We start from the raw sequence: 16,584 nt of genomic DNA, 5'->3' as shown, positions 1-16,584 counted from the left end.
TGGGCGCCTGCGGCTCACACCAGCACCATGACCAAGGCCGCCGCCAGCAGCAGCCACTGGGCGCCGTTGATCACCACGCTGACGCGATGCAGGCGATTGAAGGTCGCGTCCTCGCCGGCGTCGCGGGCGGCGTTGATCCGGGGCATCAGCACCTGCCGGGCGAGCCAAAAGCCCACCGCCACCAAGGCCGCCAGCAAGGCGCCCAAGGACTCCCCGGCGAACAGCAAAGCCAGGGCCGCCACCACCGAGACCCCGCCGATGGTCAGGTAATACCAAGGGAAGACCTGTCGGATGAAGCCGCCGGCGGTCTCGAACGGCAGCTTGGTGAACACCAACGGCGCCATCACCGCGGAGAAGAAGGTCATACCGCCGAAGGCGAGCGCCAGCGCAAAACCGGCGATGACGTGGAATCCGAGGGAGAGGTTCATGGTGCAGCTCCTGGGCTGGCTTGTGGCGGACGCCGGGACGGTGCGGCGGCTGCGAGCCGACGGTCGCGAGCGGCGCGCGCCCTTATGACGAAATATCGATTATTGGTCTTGCCTTACCAAAACCGGCAAGGCGCTTGAGAACGCGGCTTCCGAGCGCGTTGATTTTCCCCGGTTTAGGCCACAGCAAAAGGCGAGCCGTCCGGTCGCGGACGAAAGCTGCCAATCAATAGGCGTTTGCCTGGTCTTCGATGACAGGCGACATTGGGATCGGTTCACAGCAGGCAACGGCGCCGTAGTGCTGTCGCAGGGCGCGCGGCAGGCCAGGCCCCGCCGGAGCCGCGCCGACCGCTCGCGGCATCCAGGCCATGCCAGCGCCTCAGGCCTGACAGCGCGCACACCAGTAGCTGGAGCGCGGCTGGCGGCCCAGCAGCGCGCGGCGCACCGGTGCTGCGCACCGCCGGCAGGGCAGCTCCGCCCGGCCATAGACCCAGAGTCCGCCGCGACCAGCGGCGCTAAAGCGCGTGGTCCGCGGCCCGCCGCCCAGGTTCTCCCCGAGCAGCGCCGCCGCACGCCGATAGAGCGCAAGCAGGGCGTCGTCGCCGAGGTCCCGCACCCGGCGCAGCGGCGCCCAATGCTCCAGGAACAGCACCTCGGACTTGTAGACGTTGCCGATACCGGCGGCGATGCGCTGGTCCAGCAGCAGGTCTACGAGCAGCGTCTGCGGGTCGCAGAAGCTGTCGATACGCCGCAGCAGCTCCTCGGCAGCGAGGCCGTCGCGAATCAAGTCGGCGCCGAGGCGGGCTGCCTGGTCCGCCCGACGGAAGCCGTGGGAGCGAAGCCACTGGACCTCCTTGGCGTTGAAGCACACGAAGTCCCGCTGGGCGGTGTCTATGACGACGGACGCCTGCCGCCGCGGCTTGCGCCAGACGGCGCCGGCGGGGTAACTGTGCCAAGCACCGTACATACCGAGGTGGCTACGCAGCGCCGTACCGTCCTCGAAGCTGATGAACAGATGCTTGCCTTCGCTGGCGACCCGGGCCACTGTCCGCGCACCCACGGTCGGCCCGAATGCCGGGTGCAGGCGCACGGCCTGGACGCGGCGATCGCGCAAGGCGTCGTCCAGGTAGGCGGCCACCTTGTGGATGGTGTCTCCCTCGGGCATGGGTCGATCTTGACGGGGCGCAGGTGTGCTCAGCCGCTACCGGCGGCCTGTACGCATGAGCGCGCACGATACCCGCGAGCAAGTGTGTCTGCTCGGGCTCAAAGCTTGGGGCTACGGTCGCGGGCTGGGGGCTGGGGGCTGGGGCCGCCCGGCGCTGGGTCTCGGTCGGCGGACGAGGCTAAGCCCAAAAAAAACCCCGCCCAAGGGCGGGGGAACACGACAAGGAGTCAGAGAGCTTCAACGAAGCTCACAAGGTTGGAGCACCGGGTAGGCGGAAAAGTTCGCCGCGCGCCGGGGCCGGAAACCCTGGATTTCCTGAGGTCAAAAAACAGCACCAGCTGTGGCTTGCGAGGCCCGCGCGAGGAAGCCTGCATGAGCGCTGTCGCGGGCGGCCGCCGTGGCCCGTCTGCAAGCGCCAACACCGTTTGAAAACGCGACCGAATGCGCCAAGCCGAACGCCGGGCTCGATAACGCGGCCCTGATCGCGACGCCGTCGAGAAGTTGTGCTATTGTCTGCGCCAAGACAAGATTCGGACGGAAACGCCACCCCGGCGTCCCCCCGCTCGCCGCCCGAACAATTTCGACGAGCCCCCTCCCGCGACCGCCGGCGCTCAGGCGCCTCGCAACCGCGGTTGGGCAAGAAAGCCGTCGACCAGCGCTCTTCGACAGCACCGTCGCCGAGCCGGCAGCTACTGCTGGACGCAGGGCATGAGTCTCGCAGCGTCCCGGCACAGCACCCGCCCGCATCGGCTCATTGCACCGGCCGCAGCTAGCCCCGAGGTTGGTGGGTCCCGGTGAGAGAGGACCGTCGAAGAGCGTCCACTTCCCGTTCAACAAGGGCCTTCGGGCCTGCGCCAGTTGGAACCGATCCCCGTTGCAGACAGGCCATCAGGAGTCGCGGAACGTCCAAGAGCGACCGCCACTGCCCCGAACATCTGAAGTCCGAGGCGTAGCAGGCGGCGGCCCGGTCATGCGCTGCGGCGGCAGCGCCGTCGACGCACGACCTCATATCGCACCTGCCCGAGATGTCTGCCTTGTATCAACGACGCAGCCCACACCTGGGCCCTGCTGGAAATCAGCCACCTGCAACACGGGCCAATCGGCCCGCAAGCCCCGTCCCGGCGTCCGGGACCGCTCTGTACATCACAACGAGGTAGTGAATGAGCGTACGCATCACAGGAGATACGCTTGCCCTGGACCGCAAGCTTGGCCGGCGCATCAACCGCCTCGCGGCGGATCTCACCCAAGCGGCACCGGATCAACAGCTCGACCTGCAAGTCCGCCTCGCCGAGGAGTTCGACCAAGTCAAAGGCCATCGCGTCCGCTGCGAGCTGGTGGCCAACCTTTCCGCGAAGCGCCAGATCGTCGTGCGCGAGGCCCACAAGAAGGCCGAGGAGGCCATCGACACCGCATTCGGCGGACTGCGCACTAAGCTCCGCCGTCTACGCATCCGCAGTCTGGGCAAAGCCGGCGCTGCGGGCGACCTGCGGGCCACCGGCACCTGACGCCGCGCGCGGCCGAGCAGCGCCATCGGGCGGTCGCGCGCCCATACTCGGCGCGCGGCCAGCCACCCCCTGTGGCGCAGGCGTAGGTGAGATCCTGCGCCGCCCCCCCCGTTCGCCCGTTCGCCCGTTCGCCCGTTCGCCCGTTCGCCCGTTCGCCCGTTCGCCCGTCAGGTTGCGTGACGACTCGGCCTGCACGGGCAATGCCGAACCGGCCCGCACAAACCGGTTGACCAGTGTCGACTAGAAGACCCGCACCGAGGACAAGCCGCCGTCCACTTGGATCACTTGACCGGTTACGGCGGGGGCGTCGGCGAGCAGCCACGCGCCGGCGCGTGCGACGTCGCCGGGATCGTTGACACGCTTGAGGGGGTGGCGGTCCATGGCCGCCTGGCGCTTGTCTTCGGAGCCCAGCAAACGCTCGGCGAGCGGGGTGTCGGTGAGTGTCGGCGCAATGGCATTGACCCGAATGGCGGGGGCCCACTCCGCCGCCAGCGAGCGGGTCAGACCTTCCACCGCCCCCTTCGCCGCGGCCACTGCCGCGTGGAAGGGCATTCCGGTCTGCACCGCAACGGTGCTAAACAGCAGCACGGACGCCGTCTCGCTGCGCTTCAAGGCTGGCAGCACGGCCTGCAGGGTGCGCACGGCGCCCATGAGATTCAGCTCCCACTCCTCGTTGAAGTCCTGCTCCTTCAGGCGCTGGAAGGGCTTGAGCCGAATCCCGCCGGGACAGTAGGCGACGCCGTCGAGGCGCTCGGGCAGCGCGTCCACCGGCAAGGGCTCGCTGCGCAGGTCCCAGTGCACACCGGTGATGCCGGGCAAATCCGGCGCGCGCTCCGGCTCTCTCGATAGGTGCGTGACGGTATTGCCGCGGGCCACCAACTGCTCCAGCAACGCAGCGCCGATACCCGAGCTTGCGCCGATGATGAGGAAGTGCTTCGACATGATGGTCATCCTTTTGCAGGCTTGTAGGAGCGAAGCACATGACGCCGGACAAAGCATATACAAGCGCCTGCCATACCGAGCGAAAACATCTTCGAAATCGAGACGTCTTAGGTCGATGGCCTGCACGCGGCTGGACAGACCCTGTCTGAAAAGCCATCTCCGGGGCTGGAATTCGCGCCCAGGTGCCGCACATCCCCGCACAAGCGCAGGGTTGATCCGTCGCCACCGCCGGCACACAGCCCGCGGCCTGGCGGCGCCCAGCCCCTCACCTAACCGAACCACGCAAGGGAGCTCACATGAAGATCGGCATCATCGGCGGCACCGGTTTCGTTGGCAGCTACCTCCTGGACGCCCTGGCGGTCTACGGCCACAGCACACGGGTGCTCGTGCGCCCCGGCAGCGAGGACAAGCTGCCGGCGCTTGCGGACCTGGAGTCCGTGACCGGCGATATCAGCGACGAGGCCGCGGTGCGCACCTGCTTCGAGGGCTGCGACGCGGCCGTGTATCTCATCGGTATCCTGCGCGAGCAGCCGAGCCGCGGCATCACCTTCGACGCGATGCAGCGCCGCGGTGCCGAGCGCGCCATGGCCGTGGCCGAAGAGCTGGGCGTCAAGCGCTTCCTGCTCATGAGCGCCAACGGCATCGACGCCGCCGCGACCCCCTATCAGACCACCAAGCTCGCCGCTGAAGAGGCGCTGAAGGCGTCGTCGCTGGAGTGGACCATCTTCCGGCCGTCGGTGATCTTCGGTCCGCCGCGGGGGCGCATGGAATTCTGCACCCAGCTCAAGGAGGAGCTCATCGACAGCCCCATGCCGGCGCCGCTGTTCTACGAGGGCTGGCTGCCGACGGACGCCGGCGGCTTCGAGCTGGGGCCGGTGCACGTGGAGGACGTGGCCGCGGCCTTCGCCAAGTCCCTGGAGACACCCGAAACCATCGGCCAGACCTTGGAGCTGTGCGGTCCCGACGCCTGGAGCTGGAAGCAGATCCTCTCCGGCATCGCCGCCGCCACCGGCAAGAAAAAGCTGATGCTGCCGGCGCCGGTGATGTTCATCGGGCCGGTGGCCTCGGTCATGGGGCGGTTCGAGTGGTTCCCGGTGACCCGCGATCAGCTCACCATGCTCCTCGGCGGCAACACCTGCGTCGAAGACGGCTTCGCACCTTTGGGGATCACGCCCAGGCCATTCGATCCGGATGCGTTGGCGTACCTTGCGGAATAACCCATCGGGCAGGGTGCGGGATTGCAGCGCCCAGGGCGGGCGGACGCGACGCGGGGGGCGTGGGCCAAACCGCGCGCGCTCCTTGGCGCACGCGACCGCCGCAGCAGCTCGTCGCGCACTCCGCACTACGCACTACGGATCATGATCAGCCCATGCCGAGATGCAACGCCTCTGCGTGAGAGTGCCCCTCAGGCCGCCTGCGTGTCCTTCGGGCGCTGCTGCTCGGGGCGCAGCTTGGGCGTGAAATAGACGTCGGCGTCGTCGAGGTCCACGTCCTGGCCCGCGGCGTCCACCAGGGGCTGCTCGTAGTCCTTCCAGCCCCGCAGCCCGGTCTTCAGCGACGCGACCTTCCCGTAGCCCAGCACCTGCATGGAGTTGGCCGCCAGCACGCTGCGATAGCCGGAGCGGCAGACGACGACGACTTCCCGGTCCCGGGCGCGCACCAGCTCGGGCACCGTCTCCTCGTAGTCCCACTCGCAGGCGGACTCCAGGATGCCGCGGGGGATGTTGATGGAGCCGTCGATGTGCATGGCCGCGAACTCGTCCGGCTCGCGCACGTCCACCACCAGCAGATCCGGATTCTCGGCAAGGCGCTCCTCCAGCTCCCAAGGCATGATCTCGCGCACGTCCGTGAGGCAGTTGCGGATGAGCTCCAGAAAGTTCTTCATGGCGTTCTCCCGAGGCTGTCTTTCGATGACGAGCGTTATACCTGAGCAAGCCCCTGGGCTGCGTCCAAGATTGTCAACGCCGCCATTGTTGAGATGCGGCCCAGGTCAGTCCCGCGCGCAAAGCCCCTGCTCCACCGCCATCACCGCCGCCTCCACCCGCGAGTGCACCGCGAGCTTGCGCAAAATCGCCTTCACGTGCAGCTTGACCGTGCCGTCGGAGATACCGAGCTCCCGGGCAATGGCCTTGTTGCTCTGCCCGGCCGCCAGGTGGCACAGGATCTCCTGCTCCCGCGGCGTCAGCTCCGACACCGCCGGCTGCGGCGCCGCCGCCGGCTCCGGCTCCGGGCGCAACGCCCTGGCCAGGACCCCCGTGAGATCCGGGGCCACGACGGTCTTGCCGGCGACGATATTCTCCAAAGCCGCCCCCAGCTCATCCGGCTCCATGTCCTTCAGCAGATAGCCGTTGGCACCGGCCTGCAAGGAGGCGATGAGGTCCTCCTCTTCGGTGCTGGTGGTGAGCATGGCCACGCGCCGATCGAGACCCTCGGCGCGGATCTGCTTCAGGATCTCGAGCCCGCCGGGGCCGGGCATGCGCAGGTCCAGTAGCACCACGTCCGGCGCACAGTCGCGGGTCAGGCGCAGGCCGACGTCGGAGTCGCCCACGGCATCCACCACCTCGATGCCGCGGCGCTCCAGGAGCTCCAGCAGACCGACCCGGAACAGGGCGTGATCGTCGATGAGCAGCACGCGCATCAGGCGGCCTGCTGCGTGGGTGCGGCGCGCCCCGTGCGCCCGGCGGTGAAGGTGACCTCCACGCGGGTGCCCTCCCCGGGCTCGCTCTCGATCTCCAGCCGCGCGCCGATGCGCCGGGCGCGCTCGTCCAGGATGGACAAGCCGATGTGCTCGCCGGGCCGGCCCGCCGCCTCCCGCCGGGTGCTGAAGCCGACGCCGTCGTCCTCGATCAGCAGGACATACTCGCCATTGGCCTCGCGGGTGAGCAGCACGCGCACGGTCTGGGCATCGGCGTGCTTGCGCACATTGGTCAGGGTTTCCTGGACGATGCGCATCAGCTGCATCTCCTCGGTGGGCGAGACCTCGAAGGGCCGGCAATTGAGCTGCAGCACGGCATGGATACCCGTCTGTTGGCCGAAGCGCCGGATGATGTCCTCCAGGGTGGGAATCAAGCCGCGTCGATCCATGGGGGCGCGGAAGCTGGAGAGCAGCTCGCGCAGCTCGCCATGGGCCTCGTCGATGCCGTTTTTGATGCGGTTCAGGTCGGCCCTGGCCTCGGCGGCCACCTCGGCGTCCTTCAGGGCATCGCCAAGCATGCGCACCTGCAGCCGCAGGCTCGCCAGGGTCTGTGCCAGGGAGTCGTGCAGCTCGTGCGCCAGGGAGGCCCGCTCCTCGACGATGGACAGGCGCCGGGCCTCGGTATCGGAGCGGTGCTTGGCCAGGGCCACGCCGATGTGCTGGCCGATGGTGCTGAGCAGCTCCAGAATGTCCTCGCGCTCGCGCAGCCCGGGCCGGTCCACGAAGATGCTGTAGGCCCCGAGCAGCTCGTCGTGATGCTTCAGCGGCACGGTGACGACTTCCACCGCGTCGCTCGCGAACATCCGCCGGCCGTAGACCCGGGAGCAGTAGCGCTGGTCGTTGTCGCAGACGATCTCGCCGGGGCAGAGCACGGTGCCGCAGAGACAGAGCTCCACCGGCTGCATGTCCTGCTGGCGCACCAGGTCGTCGTCCAGGCCGATGGAGCCCACCAGCCGCATCTCGCCGTCGGCGGCCACCACGCGGACGGTGGCGGCGCGGCCGTTGACCATCTCCTTGAGCACCCGCAAAAAATGCAGCAGCAAGTCCTCCAGGGTGTCGGCGCGGGTGATCTCGGCGGCGACGTCGTAGAGGATCTTCAGCGACGCCGTCTTCTGCGCCAGGCGCTGGGTCTGGCGGGCGACGCGGCTGTCCATGTCCTCATAGAGGTCGGTGAGCTCGGCGTTGAGGCTGCCGATGCCCTGCGCCATGGTCTCCAGCACGCCCACGTTGGCGAGCGCCCGGCTGGCCCCCGGCTCGCCCTGGCAGACACGGGAGACGGATTCCTCCAGATTCACCAGCGGCTGCAGCAGCTGCGTCTTCAGGCGCTGGGCCGTGAGCACTGCCGCCGCGAGCCCCATGGCGAGGAAGCCCAGGCAGACGAGCTTGGGCCAGGCCAGACCGGGTGTCGCCATGTTCACCAGCAGCAAGACCAGCGCGGCCACCAAGGTTACGGCCACGGCGAGCAGCGGCCCCAGCAGCCTTGCGGCGCGCAGGATCTCAAGGATGCGCTGGCGGCGATCTTCGGGTGGCAGACGTGGCTTGAGCGGGGGCTGAACGGGGGGCTGGGCGGTCATGGCAGGGGCTGCTGTACCGCGAACGACGCGGTATGGATCAGCACCTGACTATAGCAGACACGACCGCGCACCGATGGCCGCCGGCCCGCGCCGGGCCGGCGGCGGCTCGCCGCGGCGAGCGGGGAGGACTCAGCGCCGCCGCGCCAAGAGCAGCAGAGGCAGACCGGCGGCGAACAATGCCAGCGGTGCCGGCAGCGGCACCTGAATGTTGTACCAGCTGGTGCTGCCGCTGACCTCATTGGCCACCACCAGACCGAACCGGCCGAAGGGGCTTGCCTCCGGGGTGACGAAGTAGAGCCCCTCGGGGCCGATATCGCCGGCGGCGATGCTGTCGGCGGCGACGGTGAAGTCGCGGTCCAGCAGATAATGCAGGAAGAACGGGCTGGTGGGATCGGTGATGTCGAACACCATGATGCCGCCGATGCGCTCGAGCCCGACGAAGGCCAGGGTGTTGTTGTAGATCTGCCCGATCACCAGCGCCTCGGGCTCGGGCCCCTTGGCGTCGGAGCGGCTGTCGAAGCTGTCGTTGCCGTCGTTGTCGGAGTTGAACACGGGGTTGCCGTCGAGGTCTGTCAGCGACAGATCGGCCGTGAAGCGCTCGAAGAAGTCGCCGCTGTCCCAGACCAGATCGCCGCTGTCGCCGTCCCAGATGCTGAAGGAGCGGGTGCCGAAGCTCATGATCTCGTCGTAGGTCGTCGGCGTCGAGCCGTCGATGTCGACGCTGCTCATCTGCAGCCGCCCGAGCTGGTCTTCGTCCCGGGCGTCTGCCGGAAAGCCTGCGCCCAGGGTCACGTCCTCGACCCGCGTCTCATCGGAGTACACGGTGCCGTTGGAGCCGCTTGGGATCTCGTCGTATTCTCGGCTGTCGCCCTCGTTGGCGGTGACGTAATAGGTCTTGCCGCCGGCGGTGTAGGCGCCGATGGTATCGGGCATCGGCATGCCTTTGACGTTGTCCCAGGTGCGGATATTGACAGCGTCGTCCCGGTCGCTGGCGTCGAGACCGCTGCCGTCGGCGCCGTGATCCTTGAAGCCGAGGGAGCGCACCGCCTCCACCGTCGCCGAGTCGATGTCCACCACGGCGACGGCATTGTTCTCCTGCAGCGTCACATAGGCCTTGCTGCCGTCCTCGGAGACGGCGATGTACTCGGGCTCGATATCCTGGGCCGCGGTGGCCTCGCCGGCGCCGCCGGTGCCGGGGCCGGTGATCCGGACGCCGTCGTTGACGAGGTCGGTCTTGTTGAAGCCCGTGAAGCCCGCGGTGCTCACCGACGCGCCGGCAACCCCGCCGGAGATGTCGACGATGGAGATGCTGCCTTCGGGGTCGGTGCCGTCCTGGCCGTAGAAGTCGGGCTCGCCTTCGTTGGCGACGATGACCTTGGAGCCGTCCGGCGTGAAGGTCACCATGTCCGGCAGCGGGCCGACGGTGGCGTTGCCGGTGCTGGTGCCGCCCGAGCCGATGTCGGTGTCGGCGGCGTCGAAGAACACGACACTCCCGTCGGTCTGCGCGCTGGTGGCGTTCTCCACGGCGACGGCCACGGTGCCGTTCTTCACGGCGACGCTGTTGGGGCCGCCGAAGCTGGAGACATCGAGAGAGCCGAGGAAGTTGCCGTCGGCGGCGTCCAGCACGTCCACCCGGCTCAGGTCGCCGTTGACCACGAAGACCCGCTGTGTAGCCGAGTCATGGGCGACGATCTCGGCGGCGCTCTCATCGAAGACGTCGGTCTGCGGATCGCCTTGAGAGACGGACGCGAAGTGCGTCCAAGCCTTGTCGAAGCTCACGAAGGGTGCGGCCAGGGCCGTGGTTGTCGGTAGGACGCCGGCGGCGACGATGCCGGCGGCGAGCACGCTGCGCGCGAAGGTCTGCATGATGTAATCCCCCGGGGTTTGGATGGAGTGCCGTCAGCAGGCGCCCCACAGGCTACCGGGGGAATAAGACGATTCGATGACGATCACAGTGGGACTTACGACTGCATGCGGGCGGAGCCGGGCCAACGCCGGCGCCCAACAACAGTGGACCCTGCCGATCCCGACGCGCAGCGATGCCGCCTGCACCGCCATACGTTGCCGAACCCGTCGGCGGCGCCGGACAGCGCCGCGCGCCGCCGCGCGCCAGATCAGCGGACTTGGTCCTCGTTGCGGTCCACCACGTAGCCGATGCCGGCACCGACACCAGCACCGATGGGCCCGCCGACGACGCCGCCGATGGCGGCACCCGAGACCATGCGCTGCTCGGCGCTGTTCATGTTGGCGCAGCCGGCGAGCGCCAAGACCAGCACCAGCACCACCATGATGAATGGCACCATCTTCATGCGTTGTGTCCTGTTTATCTTGTAACCTGCGCTTTCGATTACCTAAGAATATCGCGAATGCCCAGCGCACGGAATACGATGCCGGACCCAGCCGCCCCGACGCCCCCTATTCTGCGACCGGCGCGAGCGTCAGCGGCAACCGCTCCAGACATTCCCGATACCGCGCCGTAAGCTCCGCCTCGGAGTCGGCGCCGATGAACAGCGTCGCCAGCTCGTAGCTGTAGCTGTCCTGATCCCGCAGGCCGGACAGCCGCTCCCCGGCGGACACCTCGATTTGAATCCGGGTGCCGGGTACTGCCTGCTCCACCGCCGCGATCTCCGCCGCCGTCGGTACCCGCGTCACCCGCGCGTCCGCGTAGTGGCGCCGCATGAACTTGGCCGCCAGCTTGTAGCGACCGCGGCCCTGCTCGAACGCCGGCGCGCGGCCGAGCCCCAGATCCAGCATGACGCGGTGGTGGTACTGCCCGTCCACTAGCCGAAACAGTGGCGCGTGGGATTTGGACAGCCGGCTGTTGATCTCCAGCAGCGAGAGCCGGTCCGTCTCGGGATCCCAGAAATGCTCGATGTTGAAGGGTGCCATGTCGTAGCCGATTTGGTGCATGACCAGCTGCGTCACCGCCGTCATACGCGCCCGTACCGAGATCGGCAGCTGCGATGGATACTGATAGCGGTCGAAGGACGAGCCCACGGGCCCGCCGCGCAAGGAGTCCACGGTGCCGTAGACGCAGACATCGCCGCCGTAGGCATAGCCCTCCTGGGTCACCTGGTGCCCGTCGGAGATGATGCCCTCGGCGATGCAGTGCCAGCCGTCCACGGCCGCCACCTCGGGGGGCAGCTCTGCATAGCCCAGAATCAGGTTGAAGGGCTCGGCATAGCGGTGGATGTTGGCCCGGATAATGGGCAGGGCCTTGTGCAGATCCTCCTCGCTATCGATGCGAAAGCCAAGATGCGACAGCACCGCTTTCACCGGCTTTAGCCAGAAAGGGAAGTCCAGCGGGCACTGCGCCAGGGGGGTCGTCGGCAAAGGGATCGACGGCACAGAAGGGCGGTACCTGCTCCGGCACAACCTCCGCCTGCTTCAGCCGGCTCCAGTACTTGTGCTCGCATTGCAGCACTGCCTCCAAGCTCGGGCCCGGCAGGCCGACCGCAGCCCGCAGGATGGGCAGCACGGTGCTGACGGGGAAGTCCCAGTACCCGATCACCGCATCCACGCCCTCCGGGAAATCCCGCAGGAGGCGCCGCCCCTCGTCCAGCAGCCGGGCCACGGGGAACCTGTCCTGCTGCTTCACCTCGGCGCGGGTGAACAGCGGGTGGAAGCGGATTTCATCGGCCCCCGGCAACGTCCGCAGTTGCCGCAAATGGAAGTCGTCGAGCCCGACGACGAAGACGTGTCGCATACCAGGCCTCTATGACGCCGCGAGCCATAATCAGACCCTAGACCTCGCCGACGGCACCTGCGCTGAGCATGCGATCGGGGGGGCCAATGCGCCGACTGCTGCGCCCTGGGGAGCCACCACCCTCGCATCGGCGGCTCTGCCGGGGGCAGGGGCGGTGGGCGGAGCCCCGAGCCTCAATCGTCCCAGCGGCCGTGGCCGGGGATGCGCACCCGATGCTCGTTGTAGACGCCGTCGGCGGCGCCGGTATGGCAGGCGTCGCAGTTGCTGAAGCTGCGGACGTCCGGGTTGCCGGTGGCCATCCCTGCCGGGATCTCGTGATGCTCGTTGCGGAAGTAGCGGGTCGCCGTGATGCGCGGCAAGTCGCCGGCGCCGGCGTCGCCGACCGCGAAGGCGCGGGAGCGCGACTTGCGGGACTGCCCGGCGGCGTTGGCGACGAGGTATTCGGCGAGCTCCAGGCGCAGCGGTGGCGCCAGGGAGGCGTCGTCGCCGTAGTGGTCCATCAGCGCGTCGGCGTCCATGACCTGCCGCCAGGCGTCACCGGGTAGCAGTCCGGGCTGATACGCCATATGGCAGGCACCGCACTCCTCAGCATAGGCGACGTTGGCGACGGGCTCGACGTCCTCGCCGGGCTCTACCCACCCGCCGTGGTCCTCGTAGTGATCATCGTCATGGTCGTCATCGTCGCCCAAGGCCAGGCCGGCGATAGCGAGGGCCAGCAGGACGCCGGCCAGAACGCCGGCAATGTGCAGGGATGTCTTCATCAAGGGTCTCCGTCGGAGGTTCGCTTACAGCGCTACTGGGTGCGGATATAGGCCAGGAAGTCCGCCTTCTCGGTCGCCGAGCACTCGCGGCCCAGGGTCCAGCGGCAATTGCGTCTGAGCCACTTCTCCACCTTGGCCGGATCGGTAAGCCGCTCGGGGTGCACCGACGGCGCCAGGGGCTCGATGGGCTTGCCCGTGCGCGCGTGGCGCCCAGGCTGCGTCAGATCCTCGTTATGGCAGCTGGCGCAGCTGCGCGCGGGTGCGCCCTCGGCTTGCGGGTGCTTCTGCACCCAGGCGGCGGCACCGGCAGCGGCGTCGCCCGCCGCGGCGGCGGGGCCCACCCCCGCCGCCGCGAGCAACAGCGCCGGACCGAGGCTGCGCAACGGGCCTGAGATCATCGTCAATGTCATGGTCACTCCCTCAGCTGCGGCGCTTGCGGCCGGTGAACATGGAACCGATCAGGTTCTCGCGGTGGGCGAAGCTCGAGAACAGCACCCCGGCCACGTGCGCGACGATGAAGACCAGCGTCAGATTCGCGAGCACCTCATGGGTCTCCTCCAGCGCCTCGCCGACGGCGGGCGGCGCTGTGCTCATCAGCCCCGCCAGGGGTCCCGACAGCTCCTGGGCGCCATACAGGGCCATGCCGCTCACACCGGTGACGCCCACCAGCACCAGCAGCGCCACCACCATGACACCGCCCAGGGGGTTGTGGCCGAGATGTCGAGGTGCTTGCAGGCGCAGACTCTGGCGCAGATAAGCGAGCACCTGCCGCGGCCCCTGCACGAAGTCGGTGAAGCGGGCGTGGCGGGAGCCGGCGACACCCCAGACCAGCCGTAAGGCGATCAGGGCAAGGATCAGGTACCCGGCCCACACATGCACGCCGAGGAGGTCGTCCTCGACGACGAAGGCGGTGGCGAAGGCCGCCACCAGCGACCAGTGGAAAACCCGCACCAAGGGGTCCCAAACCCGTACTTGGCCGCTGTCCTCGGCCTGCGGCGAACGCCGTCGCGGCGCCGCATCGGCGGATAATGTTTGTGTCGTCATGGCTCATTGCTCCAGTTGCTGAGACGATGGCTTCAGGATCCCGGCGCCGGCAGGCGGCTGGCGCAGCCGGCATCCACTGGCGGCCAGCCTAAGGCGCCGTCGCTGACCAATGCCTGTAAGCCGTCGTCAGCCTTTTGTCACCCGGGCGCGCGCAGCATGATGGGAACAGCAGGGGTGCTGACGGCGGGCGTGCTGGCAGTGCAGGCAGCGGAGGGCTCCACGGTGCCGGCCGGACAGCCTGGCTCCCACGGCCCGCGCCCCGAGCGCGCCGGCTCAGCGCGCCCCGGCAGCCCCGGGACACGCCCTCTAATGCTTTAAGACAGTCGCCCGACGCCCCGGAGGCTTTACATGTATCCGCCTATGGGCCAAATGCCCCGGCTCGCCAGCACGCGGGCGCTGGTGCTGCTGTTGGCGGCCGCAGGCGGATCGGTGCACGCTGACCCCCACGACCACGACCGCGCCCGTGCGGCGCTGGAGCGCGGGGAGGTGCTGCCGCTCGCCGAGATCCTGGCGAGCGTGACTACGCGGGTGCCGGGCGAGGTAGTGGAAGTCGAGCTGGAGCGCGAGGACGGTACCTGGGTCTATGAGCTCAAGATCATCGCCCCCGACGGCCGCCTGCTGGAGGTGCTGGCGAATGCCGCCACCGGCCGTCTGCTGAAGCAGGAGGAGGAGCACTGATGCGCATTCTGCTGGTGGAGGACGACACACGCCTGGCCCGGGGCATCGCCTCGGCGCTGGAAGCAGCGGGGTTCGTGGTGGTGCACAGCGCGGACGGCGAGCAGGCCTGGTTCCTCGGCGACACCGAGACCTTCGCCGCGGTGATCCTGGACCTAGGATTGCCGGGCATGGACGGGCTCGCCGTGCTGAGGCGCTGGCGCGAGGCCGGGCAGCGCTTCCCGGTGCTCATCCTCACCGCTCGCGGCGACTGGCACGAGCGGGTAGAGGGCATCGACGCCGGCGCCGACGACTATCTGCCAAAGCCCTTCCGCATGGAAGAGCTGCTGGCACGCCTTCGCGCACTGGTGCGCCGCTCCGCCGGGCAGGCATCGCCGGTGCTGCGGGTCGGTGGACTCAGCCTGGACACGCGGCGGATGCAGGTGACTCGTGACGGCGTGCCGGTGCGGCTCTCGCCCACCGAGTACCGGCTCGTGGCCTATCTGATGCAGCACGCCGGCCGGGTCGTGCCGCAGCTGGAGCTCACCGAGCAGCTCTATGCCCAGGACTTCGAGCGCGAGTCCAATGCCGTGGAGGTGCTCGTGGGCCGCGTGCGCCGCAAGCTCGGCGCGGACCTGATCCAGACCCGCCGCGGCTTCGGCTATGTCATCGAGCCCGACCCAACCGCCGAGGCGTCCCGGAACAGACCGTGACCGGCCGCTCCCTGCGCGCCCGTCTCGCCGTCGCCGGGCTTTTGTCCGTCGCACTGGCGCTCTTGGTGGCCGCGTTCAGCCTGGTGGCGCTGTTCGAGCGCCACGTCGAGCGGCGCATCGGCGCCGAGCTCACGAGCCAGCTGAGCCAGCTCGCGGCCGCCGCGCACATCACCGACGACGGCCGCTTGGCCGTCGAGCCGCGCCCGGCGGACCCGCGGTTCGAGGCCCCGCTGTCCGGCCTTTACTGGCAGATCGACGACACCGCCGCAGGCGACAGGGGGATCGGCGCCCTGCGCTCGCGGTCCCTCTGGGACACCGAGCTCGCCCTGCCGCGCGACCGGCTCATGGCCGGGCAAGTGCATGCTCACCTGCTCCCGGGGCCCGGCGGACGCCCGCTGCTGGTCCGCGAGCGCAGCATCAGGCTCTTGACGGACGCCGATGGCCCCGGCGACGGGCCGGGGCGCGAGCTGCGCCTCGCCGTGGGCCAGGACCGCGCCGAGCTCATCGCCGCCCGCAATGCCTTCACCGCCGACATGCTGCCCTACCTCGCCGTCATTGCGCTGCTGCTGGCGGTGGCCACATTGGTGCAAATCCGCATCGGCCTCGCGCCGCTGGAGGCGCTGCGCCAGGGCGTTAACGCCGTGCGCGCGGGCCAGGCCGAGCGTCTGCCGCCCCACTACCCGGCCGAGGTCCGCCCGCTGGTGGCGGAGGTCAACGCCCTACTCACCGCCCGCGAGCAGGCCGTGGCCCAGGCCCGCAGCTGGACGGCCGACCTGGCCCATGGGCTGAAGACGCCCTTGAGCGCACTGGCGGCGGATGCCGAGCGCTTGCGCCAGGAGGGCAACCCGGCGGTGGCCGCCGATCTGGATCAGCTCGCCTGGCACATGCGCCGGCGCGTGGACCGGGAGCTCATCCGGGCCCGGGTGCGCTCCGGTGCCCGCCCGCATCAGGCCCGGGCCAACGTGGGCGATGCGCTGCGCCGCCTCCTCGGCACACTCGAGCGCACCCCCGATGGCGAGCGCATCGATTGGCAGCTCACCGCACCCGACGGCGCCGTCGCCGCGCTGGCCATGGACGATCTACTGGAGCTTTTCGGCAACCTGCTCGAGAACGCAGCCAAGTGGGCCCGCCGGCAGGTGGAGATCCGGGTCAGCACCGGCAACGCGGTGGTGGTGACCATCACCGACGACGGCCCCGGCGTACCAACGGATCAGCTGCACCGCCTCGGTGAGCGCGGCCTCAGGCTCGACGAGCGCAAGGCGGGCTCCGGCCTCGGCCTCGCCATCGCCTGCGACGTCGCCGATGCCTACGGCGGGGCAGTGGAGTTCTCCCAGGCCCCGACCGGCGGCCTCGCGGTCAAGACCCGGCTGCCAGCGGGGTGAGCCGCTCCCGCACTGCCG

At 69.1% G+C, this 16,584-nt stretch carries 16 protein-coding genes and 1 pseudogene; 5 read left to right on the top strand and 12 right to left on the bottom strand.

What is annotated here, in order from left to right:
• Positions 1–14: 14 nt before the first annotated feature.
• On the bottom strand, positions 15–428 hold the full coding sequence (locus CKO31_RS03870) for a DUF4149 domain-containing protein (RefSeq protein WP_200234221.1): 414 nt from the start codon (positions 426–428) through the stop codon (positions 15–17).
• 376 nt (positions 429–804) lie between these two features.
• The gene (locus CKO31_RS03865) at positions 805–1,590 is read right to left on the bottom strand and encodes a DNA-formamidopyrimidine glycosylase family protein (protein ID WP_200234219.1); all 786 of its coding nucleotides are present in this window, start codon (positions 1,588–1,590) and stop codon (positions 805–807) included.
• A 1,160-nt stretch (positions 1,591–2,750) separates the two neighbouring features.
• Here CKO31_RS03865 and CKO31_RS03860 point away from each other — a divergent pair.
• Positions 2,751–3,095, top strand: a complete 345-nt coding sequence (locus CKO31_RS03860) for an HPF/RaiA family ribosome-associated protein (RefSeq protein ID WP_200234217.1) — start codon at positions 2,751–2,753, stop codon at positions 3,093–3,095.
• A 240-nt stretch (positions 3,096–3,335) separates the two neighbouring features.
• Here CKO31_RS03860 and CKO31_RS03855 read toward each other — a convergent pair whose 3' ends face one another.
• A complete protein-coding gene (locus CKO31_RS03855; RefSeq protein WP_200234216.1) occupies positions 3,336–4,037 on the bottom strand; it encodes an SDR family NAD(P)-dependent oxidoreductase in 702 nt (233 codons plus the stop codon).
• Positions 4,038–4,333: 296 nt separating this feature from the next.
• On the opposite strand from CKO31_RS03855, the gene CKO31_RS03850 reads away from it, so the two are divergent.
• Positions 4,334–5,254: an NAD(P)H-binding protein gene (locus CKO31_RS03850; protein WP_200234214.1), complete on the top strand. Its 921-nt coding sequence runs from the start codon at positions 4,334–4,336 to the stop codon at positions 5,252–5,254.
• A gap of 188 nt (positions 5,255–5,442) precedes the next feature.
• Here the strand turns inward: CKO31_RS03850 and CKO31_RS03845 are convergent, their stop codons facing one another.
• The 9 genes and pseudogenes from CKO31_RS03845 to CKO31_RS03805 all read right to left on the bottom strand — a co-directional run bounded on the left by CKO31_RS03845 (position 5,443) and on the right by CKO31_RS03805 (position 13,817).
• Positions 5,443–5,922, bottom strand: coding sequence for a rhodanese-like domain-containing protein (locus CKO31_RS03845; RefSeq protein ID WP_200234213.1), 480 nt, complete (start codon positions 5,920–5,922; stop codon positions 5,443–5,445).
• A gap of 105 nt (positions 5,923–6,027) precedes the next feature.
• Positions 6,028–6,675: a response regulator gene (locus CKO31_RS03840; RefSeq protein ID WP_200234212.1), complete on the bottom strand. Its 648-nt coding sequence runs from the start codon at positions 6,673–6,675 to the stop codon at positions 6,028–6,030.
• On the bottom strand, positions 6,675–8,306 hold the full coding sequence (locus CKO31_RS03835) for an ATP-binding protein (RefSeq protein ID WP_200234211.1): 1,632 nt from the start codon (positions 8,304–8,306) through the stop codon (positions 6,675–6,677). The genes CKO31_RS03840 and CKO31_RS03835 overlap by 1 nt, the downstream gene beginning before the upstream one ends.
• 129 nt (positions 8,307–8,435) lie before the next feature.
• Positions 8,436–10,172, bottom strand: coding sequence for a choice-of-anchor I family protein (locus CKO31_RS03830; RefSeq protein ID WP_200234210.1), 1,737 nt, complete (start codon positions 10,170–10,172; stop codon positions 8,436–8,438).
• 248 nt (positions 10,173–10,420) lie between these two features.
• Complete coding sequence (locus tag CKO31_RS03825; protein ID WP_200234209.1) at positions 10,421–10,615, bottom strand: YMGG-like glycine zipper-containing protein; 195 nt, start codon at positions 10,613–10,615, stop codon at positions 10,421–10,423.
• Between the two features lie 106 nt (positions 10,616–10,721).
• Positions 10,722–12,012 (bottom strand): annotated as a pseudogene (locus CKO31_RS03820) (ATP-grasp domain-containing protein).
• Between the two features lie 173 nt (positions 12,013–12,185).
• On the bottom strand, positions 12,186–12,773 hold the full coding sequence (locus CKO31_RS03815) for a diheme cytochrome c (RefSeq protein WP_200234208.1): 588 nt from the start codon (positions 12,771–12,773) through the stop codon (positions 12,186–12,188).
• Between the two features lie 32 nt (positions 12,774–12,805).
• On the bottom strand, positions 12,806–13,183 hold the full coding sequence (locus tag CKO31_RS03810) for a DUF1924 domain-containing protein (RefSeq protein ID WP_242475129.1): 378 nt from the start codon (positions 13,181–13,183) through the stop codon (positions 12,806–12,808).
• A gap of 10 nt (positions 13,184–13,193) precedes the next feature.
• Positions 13,194–13,817: a cytochrome b/b6 domain-containing protein gene (locus CKO31_RS03805; RefSeq protein WP_200234206.1), complete on the bottom strand. Its 624-nt coding sequence runs from the start codon at positions 13,815–13,817 to the stop codon at positions 13,194–13,196.
• A gap of 348 nt (positions 13,818–14,165) precedes the next feature.
• Between CKO31_RS03805 and CKO31_RS03800 the strand changes: the two genes are divergently transcribed.
• Genes CKO31_RS03800 through CKO31_RS03790 form a run of 3 tightly spaced genes read left to right on the top strand, consistent with a single transcriptional unit; the run spans position 14,166 to position 16,566 of the window.
• Positions 14,166–14,495 (top strand): PepSY domain-containing protein, encoded by a 330-nt coding sequence (locus tag CKO31_RS03800; RefSeq protein WP_242475128.1) that lies wholly within the window; start codon positions 14,166–14,168, stop codon positions 14,493–14,495.
• Entirely contained in the window at positions 14,495–15,184 is a 690-nt protein-coding gene (locus CKO31_RS03795; RefSeq protein ID WP_200234204.1) for a response regulator transcription factor, read from the top strand. Before CKO31_RS03800 ends, CKO31_RS03795 begins: the two co-directional genes overlap by 1 nt.
• Positions 15,181–16,566 (top strand): sensor histidine kinase, encoded by a 1,386-nt coding sequence (locus CKO31_RS03790; RefSeq protein WP_200234202.1) that lies wholly within the window; start codon positions 15,181–15,183, stop codon positions 16,564–16,566. Before CKO31_RS03795 ends, CKO31_RS03790 begins: the two co-directional genes overlap by 4 nt.
• Positions 16,567–16,584: the final 18 nt, after the last annotated feature.

It is taken from the genome of Thiohalocapsa halophila (assembly GCF_016583825.1).
Taxonomy (GTDB): domain Bacteria; phylum Pseudomonadota; class Gammaproteobacteria; order Chromatiales; family Chromatiaceae; genus Thiohalocapsa; species Thiohalocapsa halophila.
The sequence above is the reverse complement of the archived record's forward strand: the minus strand, read 5'-3'. Positions and strand labels throughout refer to the sequence as shown.